23 protein-coding genes are annotated in these 24143 nt (G+C 42.5%); 6 read left to right on the plus strand and 17 right to left on the minus strand.

Going from position 1 to position 24143, the window contains the following annotated elements; genetic code table 11:
• From EFE42_RS09970 to EFE42_RS10040, 16 genes are all read right to left on the minus strand, one after another.
• Nucleotides 1-6495: GLUG motif-containing protein (locus EFE42_RS09970; RefSeq protein ID WP_199724128.1), on the minus strand; the 6495-nt coding region annotated here is incomplete at its 3' end.
• Between the two features lie 254 nt (nucleotides 6496-6749).
• Entirely contained in the window at nucleotides 6750-7112 is a 363-nt protein-coding gene (locus EFE42_RS09975; protein WP_123137097.1) for a F420H2 dehydrogenase subunit FpoO, read from the minus strand.
• A 1-nt stretch (nucleotide 7113) separates the two neighbouring features.
• Entirely contained in the window at nucleotides 7114-8565 is a 1452-nt protein-coding gene (gene fpoN, locus EFE42_RS09980) for a F(420)H(2) dehydrogenase subunit N (protein WP_123137098.1), read from the minus strand.
• A gap of 2 nt (nucleotides 8566-8567) precedes the next feature.
• Nucleotides 8568-10055: a F(420)H(2) dehydrogenase subunit M gene (gene fpoM, locus EFE42_RS09985; protein WP_123137099.1), complete on the minus strand. Its 1488-nt coding sequence runs from the start codon at nucleotides 10053-10055 to the stop codon at nucleotides 8568-8570.
• Nucleotides 10055-12067, minus strand: coding sequence for a F420H2 dehydrogenase subunit FpoL (gene fpoL, locus EFE42_RS09990; protein WP_123137100.1), 2013 nt, complete (start codon nucleotides 12065-12067; stop codon nucleotides 10055-10057). The genes fpoM and fpoL overlap by 1 nt, the downstream gene beginning before the upstream one ends.
• A 4-nt stretch (nucleotides 12068-12071) precedes the next feature.
• Entirely contained in the window at nucleotides 12072-12374 is a 303-nt protein-coding gene (gene fpoK / locus EFE42_RS09995) for a F420H2 dehydrogenase subunit FpoK (RefSeq protein ID WP_123137101.1), read from the minus strand.
• Complete coding sequence (gene fpoJ / locus EFE42_RS10935; RefSeq protein ID WP_255419081.1) at nucleotides 12371-12730, minus strand: F420H2 dehydrogenase subunit FpoJ; 360 nt, start codon at nucleotides 12728-12730, stop codon at nucleotides 12371-12373. The genes fpoK and fpoJ overlap by 4 nt, the downstream gene beginning before the upstream one ends.
• Complete coding sequence (locus EFE42_RS10940; RefSeq protein WP_123137102.1) at nucleotides 12714-12986, minus strand: NADH-quinone oxidoreductase subunit J; 273 nt, start codon at nucleotides 12984-12986, stop codon at nucleotides 12714-12716. The genes fpoJ and EFE42_RS10940 overlap by 17 nt, the downstream gene beginning before the upstream one ends.
• On the minus strand, nucleotides 12983-13396 hold the full coding sequence (gene fpoI, locus EFE42_RS10010; protein WP_123137103.1) for a F420H2 dehydrogenase subunit FpoI: 414 nt from the start codon (nucleotides 13394-13396) through the stop codon (nucleotides 12983-12985). Before fpoI ends, EFE42_RS10940 begins: the two co-directional genes overlap by 4 nt.
• A 4-nt stretch (nucleotides 13397-13400) precedes the next feature.
• Nucleotides 13401-14429: a F420H2 dehydrogenase subunit FpoH gene (gene fpoH / locus EFE42_RS10015; RefSeq protein ID WP_123137104.1), complete on the minus strand. Its 1029-nt coding sequence runs from the start codon at nucleotides 14427-14429 to the stop codon at nucleotides 13401-13403.
• A gap of 4 nt (nucleotides 14430-14433) precedes the next feature.
• A complete protein-coding gene (gene fpoD / locus EFE42_RS10020; RefSeq protein WP_233564815.1) occupies nucleotides 14434-15558 on the minus strand; it encodes a F420H2 dehydrogenase subunit FpoD in 1125 nt (374 codons plus the stop codon).
• A 9-nt stretch (nucleotides 15559-15567) separates the two neighbouring features.
• A complete protein-coding gene (gene fpoC, locus EFE42_RS10840) occupies nucleotides 15568-16044 on the minus strand; it encodes a F420H2 dehydrogenase subunit FpoC (protein ID WP_233564818.1) in 477 nt (158 codons plus the stop codon).
• A gap of 4 nt (nucleotides 16045-16048) precedes the next feature.
• Nucleotides 16049-16624 carry a F(420)H(2) dehydrogenase subunit B gene (gene fpoB / locus EFE42_RS10025; RefSeq protein ID WP_123137105.1) on the minus strand — a complete coding sequence of 192 codons (576 nt, stop codon included), beginning with the start codon at nucleotides 16622-16624 and terminating at the stop codon, nucleotides 16049-16051.
• Complete coding sequence (fpoA, locus tag EFE42_RS10030) at nucleotides 16609-17007, minus strand: F420H2 dehydrogenase subunit FpoA (protein ID WP_123137106.1); 399 nt, start codon at nucleotides 17005-17007, stop codon at nucleotides 16609-16611. Before fpoA ends, fpoB begins: the two co-directional genes overlap by 16 nt.
• Before the next feature lie 245 nt (nucleotides 17008-17252).
• Complete coding sequence (locus tag EFE42_RS10035; RefSeq protein ID WP_123137107.1) at nucleotides 17253-17759, minus strand: hypothetical protein; 507 nt, start codon at nucleotides 17757-17759, stop codon at nucleotides 17253-17255.
• Nucleotides 17760-17772: 13 nt separating this feature from the next.
• Nucleotides 17773-18192, minus strand: coding sequence for a DUF22 domain-containing protein (locus EFE42_RS10040; protein ID WP_123137108.1), 420 nt, complete (start codon nucleotides 18190-18192; stop codon nucleotides 17773-17775).
• A 193-nt stretch (nucleotides 18193-18385) separates the two neighbouring features.
• Between EFE42_RS10040 and EFE42_RS10045 the strand changes: the two genes are divergently transcribed.
• The 6 genes from EFE42_RS10045 (at nucleotide 18386) to cofC (ending at nucleotide 23805) form a co-directional block, all read left to right on the plus strand.
• Nucleotides 18386-18547 (plus strand): 4Fe-4S binding protein, encoded by a 162-nt coding sequence (locus EFE42_RS10045; RefSeq protein WP_013038042.1) that lies wholly within the window; start codon nucleotides 18386-18388, stop codon nucleotides 18545-18547.
• Nucleotides 18544-19824 carry an NAD(P)/FAD-dependent oxidoreductase gene (locus EFE42_RS10050; RefSeq protein WP_123137109.1) on the plus strand — a complete coding sequence of 427 codons (1281 nt, stop codon included), beginning with the start codon at nucleotides 18544-18546 and terminating at the stop codon, nucleotides 19822-19824. Before EFE42_RS10045 ends, EFE42_RS10050 begins: the two co-directional genes overlap by 4 nt.
• A 187-nt stretch (nucleotides 19825-20011) precedes the next feature.
• On the plus strand, nucleotides 20012-20995 hold the full coding sequence (cofG, locus tag EFE42_RS10055) for a 7,8-didemethyl-8-hydroxy-5-deazariboflavin synthase subunit CofG (protein WP_123137110.1): 984 nt from the start codon (nucleotides 20012-20014) through the stop codon (nucleotides 20993-20995).
• A gap of 13 nt (nucleotides 20996-21008) precedes the next feature.
• Nucleotides 21009-22097 (plus strand): 7,8-didemethyl-8-hydroxy-5-deazariboflavin synthase subunit CofH, encoded by a 1089-nt coding sequence (gene cofH / locus EFE42_RS10060; RefSeq protein WP_123137111.1) that lies wholly within the window; start codon nucleotides 21009-21011, stop codon nucleotides 22095-22097.
• Nucleotides 22094-23164, plus strand: a complete 1071-nt coding sequence (gene cofH, locus EFE42_RS10065; protein WP_123137112.1) for a 7,8-didemethyl-8-hydroxy-5-deazariboflavin synthase subunit CofH — start codon at nucleotides 22094-22096, stop codon at nucleotides 23162-23164. Before cofH (EFE42_RS10060) ends, cofH (EFE42_RS10065) begins: the two co-directional genes overlap by 4 nt.
• Nucleotides 23161-23805: a 2-phospho-L-lactate guanylyltransferase gene (gene cofC, locus EFE42_RS10070; RefSeq protein WP_123137113.1), complete on the plus strand. Its 645-nt coding sequence runs from the start codon at nucleotides 23161-23163 to the stop codon at nucleotides 23803-23805. The genes cofH (EFE42_RS10065) and cofC overlap by 4 nt, the downstream gene beginning before the upstream one ends.
• On the opposite strand, the gene cutA is transcribed toward cofC, so the two are convergent.
• Nucleotides 23783-24094 carry a divalent-cation tolerance protein CutA gene (gene cutA, locus EFE42_RS10075; RefSeq protein WP_123137114.1) on the minus strand — a complete coding sequence of 104 codons (312 nt, stop codon included), beginning with the start codon at nucleotides 24092-24094 and terminating at the stop codon, nucleotides 23783-23785. The two genes, cofC and cutA, sit on opposite strands and share 23 nt — an antisense overlap.
• Between the last annotated feature and the right edge of the window lie 49 nt (nucleotides 24095-24143).

Here is a 24143-nt window from a genome sequence, read left to right on the forward strand (position 1 = left end):
CTGGCTGGTATTCACATTGCAATAAGACAGATGAGCAGAATCATCGGTATTGTTGTTGTACAGCGTTACTCCTGAACCATTCAGTGGTGTACCATCAATGAACCATTCATAACTGGAATACAGTGTACTGTTGATACTGAAATTCTTCTCATCTCCATAGATTGAAAGAAGTTCTGTTTCATTTGGAGACACTACATAAACAGGTTCCTCGGCAGCCCTGATATTGAGTTCTTTGCTGGAAGTTCCGTTACTATTATTCACGGTTAGATTTACAGTGAAGTTGCCCGAACCAAATACATGTGAAAGGTTCTGGTCGGTGGAAGTATTGCCTTCACCAAAGTTCCATTCCCATTCCTCAACAAGACCCGAGGAATTATCGGTAAATTCCACACTCAATGGTGTAGTACCTCGCGTCACATTGGCCGAGAAGTCGGCAATCGGCAGAATGAAGACATCGATCACAACATCGCCGGTACTGTTCATGTTACTTGCAGCATCACCAAAGCTACAGTTGTAGGTTATTGAACTGACAAGTGTGCCGGAATCACTTGCTGGGATGGAGATGTTGTGTGTATAGTTACCAGAATCATTGACCATCTGGTATTCTTCACCATCCACCGTGATGTTGTGTATTTCAACTCCAATGTTATCTGTGGCATTGACTTTGATGGTGATGTTGTCTCCAGTATTGGCAGATGTTACTTTGTCAAGCCTATTGTAAACTGGTTTGATATTATCGGAGACATTAATGGTCTTATCACCACTTGCATTCAGGTTACCTGCATCGTCATAGAAGGTGGCATTGAACACAATGTCATCAATTGAATCTGATGGAACATTCAGAGTGTAATTGTACCAGGTACCATCCTTTGTAAGTTCTGCAGAAGCATTACCTGTAATATTAAAATCTGTCAGTGAATGGTTTACTCCAATGTTATCGGTTACATTGAACCCAATCTCAACAGTTTCACTTGTGTTGGCATCTGACTCATAAACTGTATCCTGAATCACAGGAACAATGTTATCGGAGACATTAATGGTCTTATCACCGCTTGCATTCAGGTTACCTGCATCGTCATAGAAGGTGGCATTGAAGACAATGTCACCAACTGAATCTGCTGGAACATTCAGAGTGTAATTGTACCAGGTACCATCCTCTGTAAGTTCTGCAGAAGCATTACCTGTAATATTAAACTCTGTCAGTGAATGGTTCACTCCAATGTTATCGGTTACATTGAATCCGATTATGAAAGAATCACTGGTGTTGGCATCTGACTCATAAACTGTATCCTGGATTGCAGGAGCAATGTTATCGGAGACATTGATGGTAAAGTCACCACTTGCATTCAGGTTATCTGCATCATCATAGAAGGTGGCATTGAACACAATGTCATCAATTGAATCTGATGGAACATTCAGAGTATAATTGTACCAGGTACCAGCATTCGTAAGTTCTGCAGAAGCATTACCTGTAATATTAAACTCTGTTAGTGAATGGTTCACTCCAATGTAATCGGTTACATTGAAACAAATCTCAACAGTTTCACTGGTGTTGACATCGGAAGGAGCAACTATTTTGTTGATATATGGGCTTGTGGTGTCCAGTACAATCTCTCTTGTTGTCATTTCGGCAATATTTCCAGCTGTATCAGATACAGTAGCATTAAGTTGGTATGTACCTTCTTCCAGATCCTCAAAGGTTACAGTATGCGGACTTATTGAAGATGTGTTTGAATCAATAAGATCACTGGTATTGTATATAGCAATCGTTGAAATGTTCAGGTTCGCATCACTGAAAGAAATATTACAAGTTATATTGTCCTGACTGAAGTTACCCTCATCAGTGGTATCATCATTGACAGATAGTACAGGTTCTGTGTTATCAATGGTTATGTTGATCGTCTGGAATCCAAATAAGCCATCGTCAGTTTCGTTTTCATATGCTTTCCAGGTAATGTTATAGATTCCGTCTATAAGGGATGTGCTATCAAAAGTAACAGAGTCGTTATCCTGTGGAAGATCGGTATGACTATCAATATTACCCGTAGTATTGTTTAAGTACACACTGGATTTATAAGAGTCGCCGTCTGGATCGGTTATAGATGCATTCACAAAGAATGTACCTGAAACATAGGAATTAACTTCAGGATCAGTAATGGATACATTTGGCGGGAAATTTGTCAGGCTCAAAAGAGCTGGATATCCATCATTTACACTGCCATGAATGCCCCATATATTTGTGAAATCCCAGTCAACATAAGTTGTGTCTGAATTGTACGGATAGGTCATGTTTTCCGTGGTTCTTCCAATTCCTGTCTCAGAAGATGTTTGTCCTGATGTATTCATATCCCAGTAACTTTGGGTCACAGAACCAGCATATTGATCACCAATAAGACCACCGACATTAGCACCAATACCAATTGTTACATTTCCTGCAGAATAACTTTGATTTACAGAACCACCATTTGCACCAACAAGACCACCAACATAATAATCACTAGTCACAGTTCCTGTTGAGTAACTTTGATTCACATACCCACTATTCTCACCAACAAGGCCACCGACGTCAGAACTACCAGTCACATTTCCTGTAGAATAACTTTGATTCACATACCCATTATTCTCACCACCGAGACCACCGACGTCAGAACTACCATTCACATTGACATCTTCAAGACCTACGTTGTTGATTGAAGCACTACTATCGATATAACCAAACAAACCAACATAATTAGTAGATGGCCTGTTGATATAAAGATTCGATATAACAGAGCCATTCCCGTCAAAAGTACCTGTGAATTTATTTGTATCATCACCAATCGGCTCAAATCCTGCATCACTGTTCCAGTCGGAAGTACCCGATGCATCAATGTCATTTATCAGAATATAATTTGCATCTAAATCATTTATCACATACTGCAATTCATATACATCGGATATTTGATATGGGTCTTCTGATGTGCCACTTCCTTCATAAGGACTTGTTGTTTCATAATTCAGAGTAAGAAGATGTGGATATCCATCGTTTGTATCAATACTCATATCCCAGACATTTTCGAAATCCCAGCCACTATAAACGGTAGTGTGGATGTATGGATTTGTCATTTCTTCGGTAGTTTTGCCTTCTCCACCATTACTTGTGGTTTGACCAGATGTCTCATTGTCCCAATAACATTGATCCACTGAACCACTATTATTGTAGCCAACAAGCCCTCCTATAACAGAACCAGTTACATTTCCTGTAGAATAACTTTGATTTACTGAACCTTCATGATTTACACCAACTAGTCCGCCAATGTATTGATTACCAGTCACATTACCCGTTGCATAACTTTGATTTACTGAACCCTGATAGTTGTATCCGATAAGTCCACCAACCTCATTACCATTGCTAGATCCCGTGAAATCACCAGTAGAATAACATTGAACAACAGAACCACCATCATTGTAACCAACAAGACCACCGATGCAATATGCATTACTTGTTACCGTACTATTTGAATAACATTGAATCATAGAACCAGCATTCTTTCCAATAAGACCACCGACTAAATTTGCACTACCTGTAACCGTGCCAGACGAATAACATTGAATCACAGAACCAGCATTTCCTCCAATAAGACCACCTACCTGATAGTTACCAGTCACATTGACATCTTCAAGACTTACATTGGTGATTGAAGCCACTTCATCAGCACATCCAAACAAACCTACATAACTAGTAGATGGCCTGTTGATAGAAAGATTCGATATAACAGAGCCATTCCCGTCAAAAGTACCTGTGAATTTATTTGTACTGTTGCCAATCGGCTCAAATCCTTGATCACCATCCCAACTGGAAGTACCCGATGCATCAATATCATTCATCAATGTATAATTTGCTGATAAATCAGTACTCATGTTCTGAAGATCATTTACAGTAATTATTTGATAGGGATTCTCTGTAGATCCGTCTCCTCCTGAAAAGTAACTTACGGATTCAGATTCATAATTGAGGTTTAAGAGATTAGGATAACCATCATTTATACCGCTACTGATGCCCCATATATTCGTGAAGTCCCAATTAACAAAGTTAGATGAATCCTGCATTTGAGCATCTGTCAATCCTGTACCACCATCACTTGATGTTTGTCCTGATGTATTAATGTTCCAATAAGAATCAGATACAATATCGTATACAGTATCATACCCTTGATTTACAGCTGCAGGAGCACTGTTACCTACAAGACCACCGACATCCTCATTACCAGTCACATTACCTGTTGAATAGCATTGATTCACTGAGCCTCCCTCATTGTAACCAACAAGACCACCGACTAAAAAATCACCAGTCACATTACCTGTCGAATAACTTTGATTTACAGAACTTAAATAGATCTTACCAATAAGGCCACCGACTCTATCATTATTAGAAGCATTCACATTACCTGTTGAATAGCATTGATTCACAACGGCATAAGCTCCATGGTAACCAATAAGACCACCGACATTAGAACTACCAGTCACATTACCTGTAGAATAACATTCAGTTACAGTAGAACCTTTGCCTTCATTGTACCCAACGAGGCCACCGACAGAATCAAAACTACCAGTCACATAACCTGTCGAATTACTTTGAGTTACTGAACCAAAATTTTCACCAACAAGACCACCAACACCAGAACTACCAGTCACATTGACATTTTCAAGACCTACATTACTGATTGAAGCACCACTATAAGTCTCTCCAAATAAACCTATATCTGATGATCTATCAATATAAAGATCTGTTATTGTATGTCCCTGTCCATCAAAATTACCAGTGAAACTATTTGTATCATCACCAATCGGCTCAAATCCTGCACCACTATTCCATTTTACAGTATCAGATGCATTAATATCACTCGTTAAAATATAATGTGCATCAAGTTTATCTTCTATATTCTGTAATTCATCTAAATTAGTTATATGATAAGGATTACTTTCAGTACCCTCTCCATCACTAAATGTAACAGGTTGCCATTTTAGTTCTGGATAAGGATTCATTCTCCAAATATTTTCAAAATCCCAATTGGAAAGATTAAGACGGTCTTGCATTTCAGATTTTGTAAGTCCTGTTCCACCATCACTTGTAGACATACCTGATGTTTCGGTATCCCAATAACTATCAGTTACAGTACCATCATTTTTACCAACAAGACCACCGACATCTGAATCACCTGTCACACTTCCTGTTGAATAACATTTATTTATACTAGAACCACTGCCACTATAGCCAACAAGACCACCGACATATGAACCACCATCCACATCACCTACCGAATAACTTTGAGTTACTGAACCAGAATTTTCACCAACAAGACCACCGACAGAATCAGAACTACCAGTCACAGTACCTGTCGAATAACTTTGATCTACAGAACCTTCATCATTGCCACCAACAAGACCACCGACAGATGAACTACCATCTACATTAACTGTTGAATTACTTTGAGCCACAGAACCAGAATTGTAACCAACAAGACCACCAACAAAAGATGAACTATCAGTCACCTTACCTGTCGAATAACTATCAGTAACAGAACCAGAACCAGAATTTTCACCAACAAGACCACCGACGCTATCAATACCAGTCACAGTACCTGTCGAATAACTTTGAGTTACTGAACCAGAATTGTAACCAACAAGACCACCGACATAATCAGAATCACCAGTCACATCACCTGTCGAATAACTATCAGTAACAGAACCACCTTGATTCCAACCAACAAGACCACCGACATCCTCATTACCAGTCACAGTACCTGTCGAATTACTTTGAGTTATAGTAAAATCATAATCAGTATCACCAGTATAATGACCAACAAGACCACCGACATCCTCATTACCAGCCACATCAACAGTCGAATAACTTTTAGTTATAGAAGTTTCATAATAACTTGAACCAGTATAATGACCAACAAGACCACCGACATCCTCATTACCAGTCACATCACCTGTCGAATAAATTTTAGTTATAGTAGGTTTTGACATAGAACAAGTAAAATAACCAACAAGACCACCGACAGATGAATTACCAGTCACATCAACATCTTCAAGACCTACATTACTGATTGAAGCATGAGAAGTATATCCAAATAAACCAACATAATTAGTATCTGGTCTATTGATATAAAGTCCTGTTATTGTATGTCCCTGTCCATCAAAATCACCAGTGAATTCATTTGATTTACTACCAATAGGTACAAATCCTGCACCACTATTCCAGTTTACAGTATCAGATGCAACAATATCATTCATTAAGATATAATATTCATCCAAATCATCATTCATTTCCTGCAATTCGTCCACGTTAGTAATCTCGTATGGAGATGTTGATGTCCCCCATCCATCTCCTGAAAAAGCAGCGGCAGGTGTGACCATTAGCAGAATACACAAAAAAGAGAGAATGACGGAATATTTCGTGATCGGTACTTTATTTGAGATATCGGTTATCAGGGGGTTATTAAGTGCCATAAATAAAGTAATATATTTACATGTATTTAATATTTCGTGATTTTTAGTTTATGTTTTTCTGGATGCTACATATATTAAAGAAACAATGGAAGGAATTAACCCCGTTAACAATCGGATCTTTTAGACCTGGATCGCCCTATCCACACGAAAAACATCAGAGTATATATAAGTGATAATGTATCGACATCAAAATAACCGGGTCCAATACCGGTATGAAAAGTGGCTTAAAAAAAGAAAGGGGGGAGAATCCCCTTTTAATGGTGTTCTCCAAAACACTCATCTTTCCTGTCATAGGCCTCATTGCAGCCTTCAAGACAGCGCCTGCATAGATGTTTTACCTCTTCATCGTATACATTCTTGAAAGAGGGAATAAAAACATCTATGTCATAGAGCTGGCATGTGGTTCCGCACAGGTCACATTTCTCGAATTTGTTGCCGGGAACGCATTTGCCTTCCTCATCACTTTTTTCGTCAAATGTGCCTTTTGCAGAATCTAGACATTTTTCGCAAAGACCTTTCCAGATTCCTTCAGGATAAGAGTGTTCGAACCGGGGTTCAAACACTTTTACCGGACAAACGGTGGGTATTGACACACCGCATAGATCACAATCTGCCATATTACATACCTCCGACAAGTACACTGGCTGCCTGCATTGCAATTTCAACGAATGGTTCTGGCCATAAACCAATAGCCAGTACACCCACAAGGGAGATCAGAAGAGCTGCTACATAGGGAACAGGCTCTGATACTTTTTCACCTTCATGGGGCATTGCATACATGTAACGTACAAGCCTTGCATAATAATACAGGGAAAGCGCACTGTTTAAGATTGCTATTACCGCAAGCCATACCATTCCTGACTGAATAGTCGAGGAGAACAGGATGAACTTGCTCATGTAACCTGCTGTTGGCGGAATTCCTGCAAGTGCAAGTACAAATACTGTAAGACACAGTGCAGTTATTGGCATTTTCTTACCCAGTCCCTTGAAGTTATCAAGGTGGTCCGGGATTTCCGTATCCCTCTTTTCCTTAATAACCATGTAAACTACAGCGGCAGTAGCTATGAAAGCACCGGCTTTCATGAAACCGTGAGCCAGGGTATAAAGTATACCTCCGGTCAGTGCCATCGGGGTCAGGACAACAAATGCCATTGAAATGTAGCCTGCCTGTGCAACAGAGGAATATGCGAGCATGCGCTTCACACTTCTCTGGGACAGGGCCACTACATTACCGTAGGTCATGGTAACTACTGAAAGTACCGCAAAAGCCATCCTCCAGTCAGCCTGGATTGCCAGAAGGGCTACTATGAATACCTTGAATGCGGCAACAAATGCCATCTTCTTGGAGCCTGCAGCCAGGAGGGCCGATACAACTGAAGGTGAACCCTGATAGGTATCCGGAGCCCACATGTGGAATGGTACAAGAGCAATCTTGAAACCAAAACCTGCTATCAGGAGCACTATTGCAAGTAAGCCGATTGCATTGGAGGTCAATACCTCCATATTCTGGGCGATGCCCGGAATGGATGTGGTACCAGTTGCACCGTAAACAAAGGATATTCCCATAAGCAACAGGGCCGCTGAGAGAGCACCCATAAGCAGGTATTTCATTGATGCTTCGACAGACCGGGGGTTCTTCTTCTCAAACCCTGCAAGGGCATAGGTTGCTATACTTGCCAGCTCAAAGGCCACAAAAAGAACCATGAGGTCATTGGCAGATGCCACAAACATCATACCGAAGGTGGCAAACAGCACAAGGGCATAGAAGATTTCCGTGTCTGTATTGTCTTCAGTGTACTTGATAGATGCAACGGACACAATAAGCGCAACCACCAAAAATACCAGTTTAAAGAACTGGGAAAGGGGGTCCACACTCAGGGTATCGGAAAACATCAATGCAGAAGCACTGAAGTTGCCGATCACCATTGCAAGGGCTGCCAGAAAGCCTGCTGTTGCGATATAGCCAAGTACGTTTTTGGATGACGAACCCATGAAAATACCAATCATGAGTACGATCAATCCGGTCAATGCAATTATAATCTCAGGTGCAAGTAACATCAAATCTACCATTCTTACACCCCCATTGCAGCCATAAGGCTGACTATTTCATTTGAAGCTGTAATCATCATATCCAGCACCGGACTTGGGTTCAATCCGAAGTACAGTACCAGCAGGGCTATAACTGCCATGGAGAAGGTCTGTACATTGGACAGGTCAAAGACCTCTCCGATCTTTCCATTATAGACGCCAAACATAGTTCTTTGCATTGCCCAGAGATGGTAACCAGCAGTTATGACTACACCAAACAGTGCAAGTATTACAAATGTTGGCACGTTCACGTAACTGAAAGTGAAAACCATGAATTCGGCGATGAAACCGGTCAAACCTGGCAATCCCAGGGACGCCATGAAAGCCAGCATCATTATAACCGCCAGTTTGGGCATCTTTGTAGCAAGGCCTCCCAGATCATTGATGATCCTGGTACCGGTAGATGCCTGAATTACTCCTACGGACATGAACATGATACTCAGGATCAAACCGTGGGAGAATTGCTGGAACATTGCTCCGGAAATAGACAATGTAACAAGCCCCGCAGCTCCCAGGGTAACAAAGCCCATATGGCTTACACTGGAATAGGCAACCATTCTCTTGAGATCCTTCTGGGACAGTGCCAGGAATGCACCATACACAATACTTACAGAACCAAGCAATCCCAGGATTGTAATCATCATATCCGGGGTTCCTGTAGCAGGAAGCATTGGCAGGATAACACGGAAGATTCCGTACCCTGCGATCTTGAGCAGGATGAACAGTACACTGCCAGCGGTCGGTGCCTCTGCATAAGCATCAGGCAGCCAGGAATGGAATGGTACTATTGGAAGTTTCACCAGGAAACCGAAGAGGAGTGCAAGGAATATTGCATCTCTGGCAATACCTGACCCGATCATCGGGAACTGGCTCACAAGATGGGTAATACCCATATTTGCCACTCCGGTCTGGTCCCAGGCAGCAAAGTAAAGTCCAAAGATACCCAGAAGCATCACCAGGGAAGCCACGTGGGTGTAAATAAAGAATTTCATTGAAGCATGCCTCTTATTCGGACCGCCCCATATGTTCACCATGAAGAACAGCGGGATCAGTGTAAGTTCCCAGAATATGTAGAAGAGGAAGAAATCCAGGGAAATGAATACACCGATAACTGCTCCCTGCATTGCCAGGATCAGACCATAGAACCTGTTAGAGGCTGATCTGACATCATTCCAGGTGAACAGTATTAGCAGTGGGATTACGATTGCATTGAGCAATATAAGGGGCATCGAGACACCATCGACACCAAGATGGTAATTTATACCAAGACTTGGAATCCAGCTTGCCATTTCTTCAAACTGCATCGCAGCTGATGAACTGTCGAAGCTGAAATACATGTAAAGGGTCAGTATCAGGGTGATAAGCGTACCCATAAGGGCCACCACACGTGCCTGCTCCCTTGTTTTTGTAAGGAATGCAAATGCTGAGAACAATAGCGGAATCAGCACTATGAGGGATAATACCGGCAACATTAGAAGACCTCCATGACGAGCTTAATCAATATTACCAGGAGACTTACTCCCGTAATGACAGCCACCGAGTAGTGCTGTATAACTCCTGTCTGTATCTTCCTGAAGGAATCCCCTGCCTCTATTGTCAGGTAACTGATTACGTTGACAATACCATCAATAAACCTGTCTATGTGATAACCTGCCATAGCAAGACCCTCATAGACAAACCTGACAGCAAAGAGCCGGGTGAATATCTCATTCTGATAGTAACGGTTGTAGAGGAGTTTGTAAACAACATTGTCTTTTGAAACAAACCTGCTCATGTCTATTGCTTTCTGGTAGTAGATCACAAAGGTGATCAGCAGACCAATGATTGCAACAATAACAGGCATCCACTGGATGAGCAGTGGTTCGTGGCCTGCATGATGGACAAGTTCATAGTTACCCACCTCTGCCAGAGCAGGGATATCCATGTTAACAAAATTGTTCACAAAGGTACCGCTTACGAACTTGTTGAGAGGTTCAACAACGATAGCTCCGAAGAACAGGGCAAGTATACCCAGTATGGAAAGCGGAACTGTCATTGAGGCAGGAGATTCATGCCCACCGTAATTGGTCCTGGGCTTGCCGGCAAATGTCATGAACAGCAGTCTGAAAATGTAAAGCGAAGTAAGCAGTGCTGCCACGATTGCAAAGAGATATGGGAACCAGTTTCCTGCATGTTCCCCGAATAGATATGCATTTTCAATTATTGGATCCTTACTGAAGAAACCAGTACTTCCTATAGAGGTTCCGGGTATACCGAATCCTGCAAGGGCAAGAGATGCGGCTACCATTGTTGCGGCTGTTATAGGCATGACCTTTGCAACACCACCGAGTTCCCTCATATCATGGGTTCCCACAGCATGGATCACACTGCCGGCACAAAGGAAAAGAAGTGCCTTGAAGAATGCATGGCTGATAAGGTGGAATATAGATACGCCGACTGCTTCTGCACCGACGACTGCTCCCATACCCAATCCCAGCATCATGTAACCAAGCTGACTGATGGTAGAATAGGCAAGTACCCGTTTCAAATCATTCATCACAAGTCCCATTGTTGCGGCAAACAGTGCAGTGAAAGCACCCACATATGCCACTATTATGAGGGATTGTGGTGCAGCGATGAACATCGGGAAGGTTCTTGCAACCAGATAGACACCGGCTGTAACCATTGTTGCAGCATGGATAAGAGCCGAAACCGTTGTTGGACCTTCCATTGCATCAGGCAGCCACACATGTAGCGGGAACTGACCGGATTTACCTACGGCACCTCCGAAGAACAGAAGGGTGATTATCGTAAGATGGCTAACCTCAAATCCCAGGATAGTTGCATTCATGGCAGCTATTTCGGGGATGTATGAGAAAATCTCATCGAAGCGGAGCAGGTAGACACCATCGGGAATACTGCCGTTTACCAGTTTGAAAAGGTCAGCAAACAGGACAATAATACCTGCAAGGAACATGACATCTCCCACCCTGGTGGTGAGGAAAGCTTTCTTTGCCGCTGAAGCAGCGCTGGGTTTCTGGTACCAGAAACCGATCAGCAGATATGAACACAGACCCACAAGTTCCCAGCTTATGAACAACTGGAGAATATTGTCAGATAAAACCAAACTCAGCATAGACGCAGTGAAAAGAGAGGTCTCTGCAAAGTATCTTGATTTGGCCGGGTCATGTGACATGTAGCCTACTGAATAGATGTGAATAAGCAGACTTACAAAGGCCACCATTGTGAGCATTACCGCTGCAAGCGGATCTATCAGGATACCCAGATTAAAAATTGCAAACCAGTGGTAGGACTGACTAATTACCTGGTCCGGATTCTGCAGCAAGCCTATGGTGATCATAAGAGAGATCAAAAAGGATGCTGCAATTGCGAATATTGGAATTAATCCCCCGCCATATGGGGTTTTCTTACCTACAAAGAAGGTAATTGCAAAGGCGAGTGCGGGTAAAAGTGGTATTAAAAACGCTAAATTTTCATAAGCCATATCATTACCACCTCAACAAGTTAAGCTCGTCAAGATTGATAGCATCCCGCATCCTGTAAATGGACATCATGATTGCGAAACCTATTGCTGCTTCTGCTGCTGCCAGTGCTATCGAGAAGAGAGCAAATACCTGGCCGCTCATGTCGTCATTGTAACTGGAAAAAGCTACAAGATTAATGTTTGCAGAGTTTAACATAAGTTCCACACACATCAGGATACGAATACCGTTTTTCTGTGAAATGAAACCATAGAGACCTATGGAAAAAATTATTGCAGAAAGTGCAAGATACCAATTAAGGGGAATCATTGGTCATCCTCTCCTTTTGCCATGTAAATAGCACCCGCCAGTGAAGACAGCAGTACAATTGAAAGAATTTCGAAGGGTACTACAAAATCAGTGAATATCAGGGTACCTATGGCTTTAATGTTACTCTGGTCTGCCATGTTCTGGGGCAGCTGATCAACTGTTGACCAGGACGTCCCGTAAAGGGATACTAGAACCACCGCAAGGAACAAACCTACAATTGCCGCCCTTGCAAATGCCCTTCCAATTACTTCCAGTGAAGGGATTTCCATATGTGCAAGACGGATAAGGAACCTGCGGGGATTGAACTGGTTTACAAAAGAATCCCAGATATCGGGCTTATCAGTTGCCATCATCATCACTTCCCATTGTATTCTTTGTAAGCATCACGGCAAAGAGAATCAGCACACCTATTGCGCCCACATAGACCAGGATCTGTACTACACCCAAAAACTGGGCATTCAGCGTGATAAACAGACCTGCCACTGTAAACATCGAAAATACGAGTGCCAGTGCCGCCCTGACGATATCCCTGACAAGTACTGCTACCAGGGAAAAGAAAATTACCACGGCTGCTAATATGAAAAAGACCAGAGCTTCTCCTATTCCAATCATTGTTCAGCCTCCGGTGCGTCAATCGGTTCTTCCCTTGCCAGTTTATCCGGTGTAAAGAGAAGATCCTCATGTTTCCACGTGATTATACCATCTGTATAAATCTTTGAACTCGAGAGGGCATCCTGTGGACACTGGTCAATACACAGACCACAAAAAAGGCAGTGCCCCACATCTATTTCCGGGAACCACCGGGTCTTGGTACTATCTTTACTTACCCTGGCCCTGACGATTTTGATCGCACAGTTGGGACAGGTATTTGCACATATTCCACACCCGATACATTTACTTTTATCAAGTTTTTGCAGCCCTCTGAACCTTTCAGGTAACTCCGAGCGTATTTCAGGATACATTCTGGTAACACGGGGCTTTCGGATGTTCTTTAAAGCTCTTGTAATATTTTTCAGAACCATCTAATCACGCTCCCAGATACAAACCTAATGCAATAGCCCATCCAAGGTTCAACAGGGAGAGGGGCAGGAGTTTCTTCCAGCTAAGATCAACCACCTGGTCGATCCTGAACCTCGGAACAGCCCAACGCATCATGATAATAAACATCATAACGATCGTTGCCTTGGCTATGAGGAACAGTGTTGGAAGGATTATTCCAAGTACAATATTATCAGTTACAAATCCCGGAAGATTCCATCCACCCAGGAATAGCAGTGAGATCAGGAATGAACCGAGAATTAAATGGAAATATTCTGCGAAGAATCCCAGACCGAACCTCATACCAGTGTATTCAGTAAATACACCAGCCTGCAGTTCTTCTTCGGCTTCATTCTGGTCGAAAGGAAGACGACCCATATCAGCCATCATAGCAATGAAGAATACTATGAAACCAATCGGTTGCAGGAATGCATACCATATGGGGCTCTGGGCATGGACGATCTCAACCACATCAAGAGAGCCTGCCATCACGGCAACACTTACAATGGTGATTCCCAGAGGAATCTCATAACCGATCATTCTTGCAAAGTTACGGAAAGTACCCATCATTGCATACTTGTTATTCTGTCCGTATCCAAGTACAAATATACCGATAACGGCGATAGCAGAAACGGCCTCAATGTAGAGAATACTTATGTCCATCTGGGTTGCTGCCAATACATATTCAACACCGTTTATGTAAACAGCCCCGAAAGGAATAGCAACAAGCATCAAAAAGACCGACATCATAATTACGATCGGTGCACCTACATACAGGATCTTGTCTACTTTGGCAGGAATGATATCTTCTTTTGTAAACAATTTGATTGCATCCGCAACAAGCTGCAGCAGACCCATCGGACCTACCCTGTTGGGACCATATCTTTCCTGTATATCTCCGGAAAGTTTACGCTCAATCCAGATTGCAGCCATTCCGGCTAAAAAGAGAGCTCCTATCAACGCAAGACCAACGTATGCTCTTACCCATGGAAAAATGTTTGCTGGAATATCGAACATATTTTCACCTATCCGCCTCACTGGTACATGCGTCCATACTTCCCGCAATCGCTACAACATCTGCAAGCTGGGTGCCTTTTAGAAGAGGTGGCAGTGCCTGCATTGTAGGGTATACGGGACCTCTGATCTTTACACGATATGGCTTGTCTGAACCGTCGGAAACCATATAGAATCCCATTTCTCCTCTTGGATCCTCAACCCTGTAAAATACCTCCCCTTCAGGAACCCTCATGACAGGAGACCTGCGATCATACGGGAGGTTTTCCGGGAACAGGGGTCCTGAAGGAATCTGGTCAAGAGCCTGCTCGATAATATACATACTCTCATATATTTCTGCGATACGCACCCAGATACGTGCGTCAATATCTCCTGCAGTTTCGGTACAAACCTTGAAGTCGAGATCATCATAAACAAGATAAGGATCATCTTTCCTTATATCAAAGGCAACACCCGTTGCACGCAGTGGCGGACCGGAAACTCCAAGGTCTCTGGCGATATCAGGAGTGAGGACACCGACTCCTACAGTACGATCCCTGTAGATCATATCGGTTTTCATCAACTCACCCCATTCTTCAAGGCCCTTTTTGACAATTTCAAATGTTTCCTTGCATTTTGCCTCGAAACCTTCTGGAAGGTCGTCACGTACACCACCAAAACGAAGATATGAGTGCGTAATCCTTGCACCGGTGGTCATTTCAAGAAGTTCCAGTACTTTTTCCCTTACAGCTATGGGGTACATGAACATTGAAACAAATCCAAGGAAAGAAGCATATTCCGCATATCCAAGCAGATGACTCTGTATCCTGGAAAGTTCTTCAACTATTACTCTGATATACTGTGACCTTTCAGCTGGTTCGATTCCTGCAAGCTTTTCTACACTGCCCACGAGTGCTTCCTCATTGGTAAGAGCCGCAAGGTAACATGCCCTGTCAACAACAGGAATGCCTTGTAGATAGGTCTTACTTTCCAGTATTTTTTCAATGCCCTTATGGATGAAACCAATCTCGACCTCAGAATCCTGCACAGTCTCACCTTTCACTTTGACATTCAGTCTGAAAGGTCCGGGTTGTGCAACATGCTGAGGACCCAGGTGGATAAGCATCTCATCAGGACCAACATTAGTATCCATATTTATCACTCACACCAGGTTTTTAGCAGTATTTTGGGGGAATCCTTCGTAATCCTTACGTAGAGGCCAGTCTCCCAGCAATTCGTCCGGAAGGACAAGGTTTCTCAGGTCCGGATGATTCATATACTGTACACCGAATAACTCATAGGTTTCCCTTTCATACCAATTAGCATTCCAGTAAACCGGTACAACAGATTCGATCTGCGGCTTATCCCTGGGAAGTTTGGCTTTCAATGTCAGTACTACCGGATGATCATAGGAACCTATATGATATACAATATCAACTTCGTTTTTCTGAATCAAATCTACCGCTGTTTCAGAACTAAGGTGTCCAAATTGAAGTTCATCTTTTAAATACTGGCATATTTCCACAATATTATCAGCAGCAGCATATGCAGAAATGCGTCTTTCAGACTCGGTGTTTGTATCAGAGATTGCTTCCGGGAACTTACTATTCAGTGAATCAATTATCTTTTCAGCATCCATGATATCACCTGTCATATCCTGACCCCTTATCTTCCTTGGCTTCAATCTTTTTCTGGACTTCAAGGAAGCCCTGAATTAATGCTTCAGGCCTGGGAGGACAGCCGGGGATGAAAACATCAACCGGGAATATCTCATCTATGTTCTGTACGGTACTGTAGGACTCGTAAAAAGGACCGCCACTTATAGAACAGTCACCCATGCAGATTATCCATTTAGGAGAAGGCATCTGATCATATAATTTCTTGAGAGCGGGCAGGTATTTCTTTGTAACATACCCACTGATTATCATAACATCTGCCTGTCGGGGGGAGTTCCTGGGAATGATACCAAAACGATCGGTATCCATAGGAGACATACCTGTTACAATAATCTCTACACCACAGCATCCCATTGCTTGGGCCATAAACCATAGAGAGTTCTTACGTCCCCAATTTATGAAGTCCTGAGCCTTGGTCTTCTGAAGGAATTTATTTATTTCCTGAGAAGTGGTAGTTACCACACCGGGAATATTTTCTTCCTCTTCCGCCTGTTCTTTAGCAACGGGCTGTTCATAGGATTTTTCTTTTAATTCTTCATCCATTTAAGGGCCCCCTTCTTCCATAAGAATGCATAACCGAACAGGAGAACAAAAATGAACACAAGCATTTCGACTACCGCTACCGTCGTATCTACTCCTGTATTACCTCTGTATATCATAGCCCACGGGTAAAGGAAGAGGACTTCGATATCAAACAATACGAATGCGATCGCATAGAGGTAATACTCCACATTGAACTGAATACGTGCAGGGCCGGTTGGAACCGATCCTGACTCGTAGGTGGAATATTTCTCAGCACCTGTACTTCTCGGACTGAGCAATTTTACGATCAACATCGTCATTGGAGGCATCAGTAGTGCGACTACAAGAAACACCGCAACCGGGATGTAACTATATACGATATCACTATTGACAATTCCTGACATATACTCACCTGATTATAAATATCAAATAAATGTGAACCAATTGACTTTATGTAACGTCACTGCATTTGTATAATAAATGGTCCACTGGATTTTATTTTGAATCTTCTAATGAATCATCACATAAAAACATATTGGATTTATCACGCTTTATATCAAATTAAAATTTAAAAAAAGGCATTACACAAGACGTAAGAAAAACAAAATACGAATATGGCAGGACTTGAAAAATAGTTAAAATATATAAATTAAAGAATTTTTGGAGCGAAATATTTCTTAATCAGCTCACCACATTCAGAACAGGAAATAATGATCCAATCCCCGACTTCCTCCTTTGCATACCTTTCAAAGATAGAAGCTCCACAAGCAGGACAGACATAATATTTCTTAAAATAATAATGGTAAAATGCCGGGTTGTCTTCCAGCCATTTTACAACAGCCTGCATTCTTTCAAAATATCGCTGCTTTGAAGGGATTTCCACATTTTCAATTGCATCCGAAGCTTTTTCTGACATATGTCTTTCATATTTTTTTGAATGAGATGTGATTTTTTTATAATCAGAAATATACTTAGAGGTATTATTTAAATAATTAAAATATGTCTCATGAGACTGGGGCTTGGAGCAATTACAAATTGTACGGAGGAAAAATTCCCCCATCACATCTTCCATAACATCAGCACAGGTAGTGCAGATATTGTAATTACCATACTGTTTATAATCCTGAACCTCACCACAAATCAAACAGGTTTCCATCCCAAATACCCCCTCAATCAACTTCAGTAGGAGTCATTGCTTCCCTGGTAAACATTATCGGGAAAACATTCAATACACTAAGAAGGTCGCCTTCCCTGATTTTTCCATTTGTTTGGCCGAAGACATATGCATATCTGACAGTGCGCTCTTTATCCACAGGACATGCTCCCTCAGTGGAAGCAATCTTGAGAACAGAAGCAACCGCATGATACGTAAAAGCACATGGCATTGCAAGAGTATCGGGATCAAGGGTGATTTCCCTTACAGGAATCTTTTTGTATTCTCCTGCCCTGATTTCCAGATCGTTATCCGCAATCACCATTTCCCATCTTGCACGAGTTGCGATAGTAAATTCGTAAGGCGCTGCCTTAACCTTTTTTGAAACAATTTCACCCTTTTTCCGGGATACTACCTGTATTATCTCTGCAGACATCCAATCACCATTTACGAATATATGAACAAGGAGATATATAATTATCCCATTGATAATTAACAATTGTACATTGCCACCATTACTACCTTTAAAGTAACGAAAACTAAATATTAATAAATTGTGTATTCATCCCTATCCTGATTCATATCAGGGTTCAAAACATAGTACACCTATCAGAATAGCGGAGAATCGTATGCGAGTAAATGAAAAATGTGTTGGTTGCGGACAATGTACCGCTTTCTGCAAACAGGACGCCATTGTAGTTAAAGGAAATGCGTATATTACAGAGAAATGCACCAACTGCGGCGTTTGTGCATTTTACTGCCCCCTTAAGGCTATCGAGGCTGAAAAATGAAAATCAATGTAATCGGAGCAGGACTCGGCGGTCTTTTAAGCGCGGCTTCACTCGCAATCGAAGGGCATGAAATAGAGGTGTTTGAAAGGTTGCCCATTACAGGTGGCAGGTTTACGAATATCGAATATCACGGTTTTAGCCTGTCCACAGGAGCATTGCACATGATACCTCACGGTTCTACAGGCCCGCTGGGCAACCTGCTCAAAAAAATAGGTGCAGATGTGGAAATCGTACCCTGTGAACCAATGGCCATGATCCGTATACCCGCAGATGGTTCAAATAATTACAAATCCGGATATAAGGATATATCTTTCAATCAGTATGGATCACAATTCTCCATGTGGAATAGGCTCAAGCTTTCAATCCTTTTAATTACCACCAGAAGGTGGCCTCCTGAAAATATTTCTTTTGAAAACTGGATTCGTAAATACCTTGATGAAGATAGCGCACACAAAACCGCCAACTCATTCTGCGGTTGGGCACTGAGCCTGACAAACCGGGACGTACCTGCAGAGGAAGCTTTTGAAATATTTGAGAAACTCTACCGTTATGGAGGAACTGGCATCCCGATGGGTGGATGTAAAGGAGTTACGGATGCTCTTGTAGAAATAATTCGTTCAAATGGCGGAAAAATTCATAAAAGTACCGAGGTGAGGCGGATAATTGTGGAAAACAATACAGCCCGGGGAGTAATAGCAGGTGGGCAACATCATTACTCCGATGTTGTAATAAGCAATATTGGCCACCCATTTACAAGAGAACTTTATGACTCAGATACCATTAATAATGCTTATGAAGAAAAAATAGACAATGCCAAGCCTTCTGCAGGAATTAAGATATGCCTGGCCGCAGATGAGCCTTTGGTCGGCCACAATGGGATTCTCCTGACACCTTACTGTCGCCGGGTCAACGGAATCAATGAAGTGACCAACACAGACCCCAAACTTGCTCCTGCAGGGAAACATCTGATAATGGCACACCAAAGTGTCCAGCAGGATAAAATCGATAAACTTGAAGAGGAAATCGAAATTGGCCTGCAGGATCTCAAGGAAGTCTTCCCCAATAAAAAATACGACGTAATCCTCACCCAGTCATATTATGACGGCTGGCCCGTAAACCGGGCATCCTCCGGCTCAGATATAGGCAATACCACACCCATCAATAGCCTGTACGTAGTTGGTGACGGGGCAAAAGGAAAAGGAGGCATCGAAGTAGAAGGTGTTGCCCTGGGTGTTATGAACACTCTGGATATCATAAAGCAACAACATCGGGACTGACCGGTGTTCCTTAAATAACTCTCCAACTTTTAGAGAAAGAGTCGGCTTTCGTAAGGGAGGGTAGTTGGCTCCATGCTTGAAGCAATTATCCGAACCTCCCTGAAAAGAAATGTACATCCCATAATATAAACCCGTATTTGTGTTGCATTAATCTTATGTAGGATATATATCATTTCATTCTCCATTCATGCCAGAGTATGCCACATTCGCACGTAATGTATTCATTCCTGTCACAAACATCTGCAGGAACAACTGCCACTACTGTATCTTCCGTCGTGAACCATCCCATCCTGATGCACAACTGATGGGTGAAAAAGAGATCAGTGATATTCTAAGCCACGGAAAAAAGGCGGGTTGTACGGAAGCCCTGTTCGTATTCGGAGAGTATGCCGAGGAAGTGCCCGAATATATGGAGTGGCTGGAACAAAGAGGTTATTCTTCAACTGTGGATTATGTCTACAAATTGTGTGAAATGGCAATTGGAAAAGGACTGTTGCCCCATACAAATGCCGGGATACTGACCTATGAAGAAATGGAGGTCCTTAAATCTGTAAATGCAAGTATGGGCCTCATGCTCGAAACCACTGCACAATTACCTGCCCATGAACTGTCGCCGGGCAAAGAACCCAAAATCCGTCTTCGCATGATAGAAGATGCAGGTAAACTACATATCCCGTTCACAACAGGCATCCTTGTAGGTATCGGAGAAACCCGCGAAAATCGTATCGATTCCCTTGAAACCATTGCAGAGATACAACTCAAATATGGCCATATCCAGGAAGTAATTATCCAGAATTTCATGCCCAAGCCTGGCACCAGGATGGAAAGCATCAAGCCACCATCAAAAGAAGAGATGCTCGATACTGTACAGCTTGCAAGGAGTATTCTGCCTGCAGATGTAGAAGTGCAGGTGGCCCCAAACCTGATTGATCCTTACCTGCTGATTAAAGCAGGTGCCAAAGATTTGGGAGGAATATCCCCCACAACGATTGACTGGATAAATCCCGAAGCTGAATGGCCGGATGTTGAAAAATTGAAAATTATGGCAAGAGATATCCCATTAAAGGAAAGATTACCCATCTACCCGCAATACATAAGAAGTGGATGGTATAGTAAGCAACTTGATGGATTGATAAATTCCCTTGCAAATTCCGAAGGATTTCGGAAATAACAGAAGGATTCCTATGAAAACCACGATACCTGATGATATAAGACAGCAGGCATATGAAGGGAAAGTTACAAAAAAAAATGCCCTCAAATTGCTGGAAGTGCCCCCTTTGCAACTTTTTTCCCTTGCCGATGAATTACGCAAACAAGCCGTCGGTGATGATGTGACATATGTTGTCAACAGAAATATCAATTTCACAGACCGATGCATAGGAAACTGCGGTTTCTGTGCTTTCAGGAACCAGGAAAATTACCTTCTGGAAATATCGGATATACTCAGAAAAACAAAAGAAGCTGTTGAGTTGGGTGCTACAGAAGTCTGTATCCAGGGTGGATTACTTGAAGATGCAAATCTGGAATTTTACCAGAATATTCTCAGTTCCATCAAAGCAAATTACCCCGACATACATATTCACGCCTATTCCCCGATGGAAATTTTCCACCTTGCAAAGAAAAACGGACTTTCTATCGAATCCACAATAAAAAGGCTCAAAAACAGCGGCCTTGAAACTATGCCCGGTACTGCTGCAGAGATCCTTTCTGACAGGGTGCGCGAAATAATATGTCCCGGAAAACTGAACACCCTGCAGTGGGAAAATGTTATCACTACAGCCCACAGGCTTGGAATTGCCACTACTGCGACCATGATGTACGGGCATGTGGAAACAAAGGAAGAAAGAATAGATCACATACTGAAAATAAGGGAGATCCAGCAAAAAACCGCTGGTTTTACCGAATTTGTACTTTTGCCGTTCATGCCCTATAACAATCCTATCGGCAAAAAGATGATAAAAGAAGGCAAGTATGCCACCGGCGGCATAGAGGATTTACAGTTTTATGCGCTCTCCAGGATCCTTCTGCATACCCACATACCCAATATACAGGCAAGCTGGGTCAAGCTCGGAAAGAAGCTTGCACAGGTAGCTCTTGTCTCTGGTGCCAATGATGTTGGGGGGACATTGATGGAAGAGAAAATCTCCAGCTCTGCAGGTGCAAAAAACGGGGAAAGTATGGAAGTTTCCGAAATAAAATGGTTGATCCGAACGGCCGGCCGCAAACCTGTGCAAAGGAATACTCTCTATGAAAGCATTGAGGCAGGGAAATGATTCCTGAAGATATTGAAAATCGGGCTAGAAAGGGGTTGGCCACCAGGGAAGATGCCCTGAAACTTCTCAAAGAAAACCCTTTTGAACTTTTCGACCTGGCAGACCGGCTTCGCAGGGAATCAGTCGGTGACGATGTAACCTATGTTGTGAATCGCAATGTGTACATCACCAATATGTGCAGGGGCAAATGTAATTTCTGCTCATACAACCAGCCTGACGGTTACATACTGACAATACCGGAAATCCTGGAAAAGGTGGAAACAGCAGATGTTGCAGGCGCCACCGAGATTTGCATACAGGGAGGTTTTCTTCCTGAACTCAAACTTGATTTTTACCTTGAGATCGTACGGGCAATCAAGGAAAAATATCCAGATATAAGCATTCATGGATATTCTCCCATGGAGATCAACCACGCTGCCAGGGTTGATGGTATTTCTCTGGAAGAGGCATTCACAAAATTGCAGGAAGCCGGATTGGGGACCCTTACAGGAACCTCTGCGGAAATCCTATGCCAAAGAGTGCGAAATATAATTTGTCCTGAAAAGATTACTACAGAAGAATGGATTGATACAATTAAATCAGCACATAATGCAGGTCTGGTAACAAATTCAACCATTATGTATGGCCATGTGGAGACCTGGGAGGAGCGAATCGACCACCTCCTTATACTCAGGGATATCCAACAAAAAACGGGCAAATTCACAGAACTTGTCCCTCTTCCATTTCTGCCCTACAATAACAGGGTGGGTAAAAAAATGATTAAAGAAGGGAGATATGGCCCGGGTGGAATAGAAGACCTGAAATTCTATGCCATTGCACGCGTTCTTCTCAATAAACATATACCGAATATACAGGCCAGCTGGGTAAAACTTGGAAACAAGCTTGCACAGGTAGCCCTGAATTGTGGTGCAAACGATCTGGGTGGGACACTTATGGAAGACCAGATCACCGTTGCATCCGGGGGAAAGAATGGTGAATACCTGCACCCCGAAGAGATACAATGGATCATTAAAGGAGCCGGGCGCAGGCCTGTCAGACGTGATACACAGTACAGGGAATGCAAATGAGAGCAGTTATACCTTACAAAAAGGAAAATGCCAAATCCAGGCTTTCAACCGTTATGACAAAAGAGCAGAGAGAGACATTTGTCGAAAAAATGCTTCTGGACGTTGTTGCAACCTTAAGGAAAGGTGGGATCCGGAATATAGATATAATCACCCCAAAAGCCTGTGACGTGAAAAAGGAAGTGAAAGCAAATATAATTGAGGATGACACGGACCTCAACGATTGTTTGAATAAATATCTCTCTCAAAAGGAAGAGCCGATACTGATCATTATGGCAGATCTACCCCTTGTGAAATTCAGTCATATAAAAGATATAGTAGCGAGTAAAGCGGATGTGACAATTGTTCCGGGCAAAGGAGGCGGCACAAATATACTGTTCATCCACAAACCTGAGAATTTCAGGGTCAAATACTACGGTTCAAGTTTTGAGAATCACTGCATGATTGCCGCACAACAAAAACTCTCTATTCGGTTATATGATTCATTCCTTGCAAGTACGGATATTGATGAACCCCAGGATATTACAGAACTCCTATTACACGGGAAGGGGATTGCCAGGGATTATGCCGAAAAAAGATTCGGAAAAACAGAAGGTAAAGGAAGGGTCAAAATAAGCCCTTTTAATGAGATACTGACGTCCTGATCCATTCCAAAAATTCAGAATCGCCTTCAATATCCCATGAAACAATTGCAGGCAACTCATAACTGTGTATGCTGCGCACAAGCTCTCGCACAGGTTCAAATTTGTTTTTGGTAGTCTTGGCAAAAAGGACAACTTCATCATCCTCGTTTGCTTCTCCCTCCCACATAAAAACCGACCTAATAGGATACATGTTCACGCAGGCGACAAGACCTCTGGAAACCAACTCGGATGCTATATTGCGTGCCTCAACTGTACCTGAAGTTGTGATATAAACAATAATAAATTCCATAATAAATGATAACATGCAATAATTTATAAATCTCCTGCATATATGATAC

Source organism: Methanohalophilus sp. RSK (genome assembly GCF_003722075.1).
GTDB lineage: Archaea > Halobacteriota > Methanosarcinia > Methanosarcinales > Methanosarcinaceae > Methanohalophilus.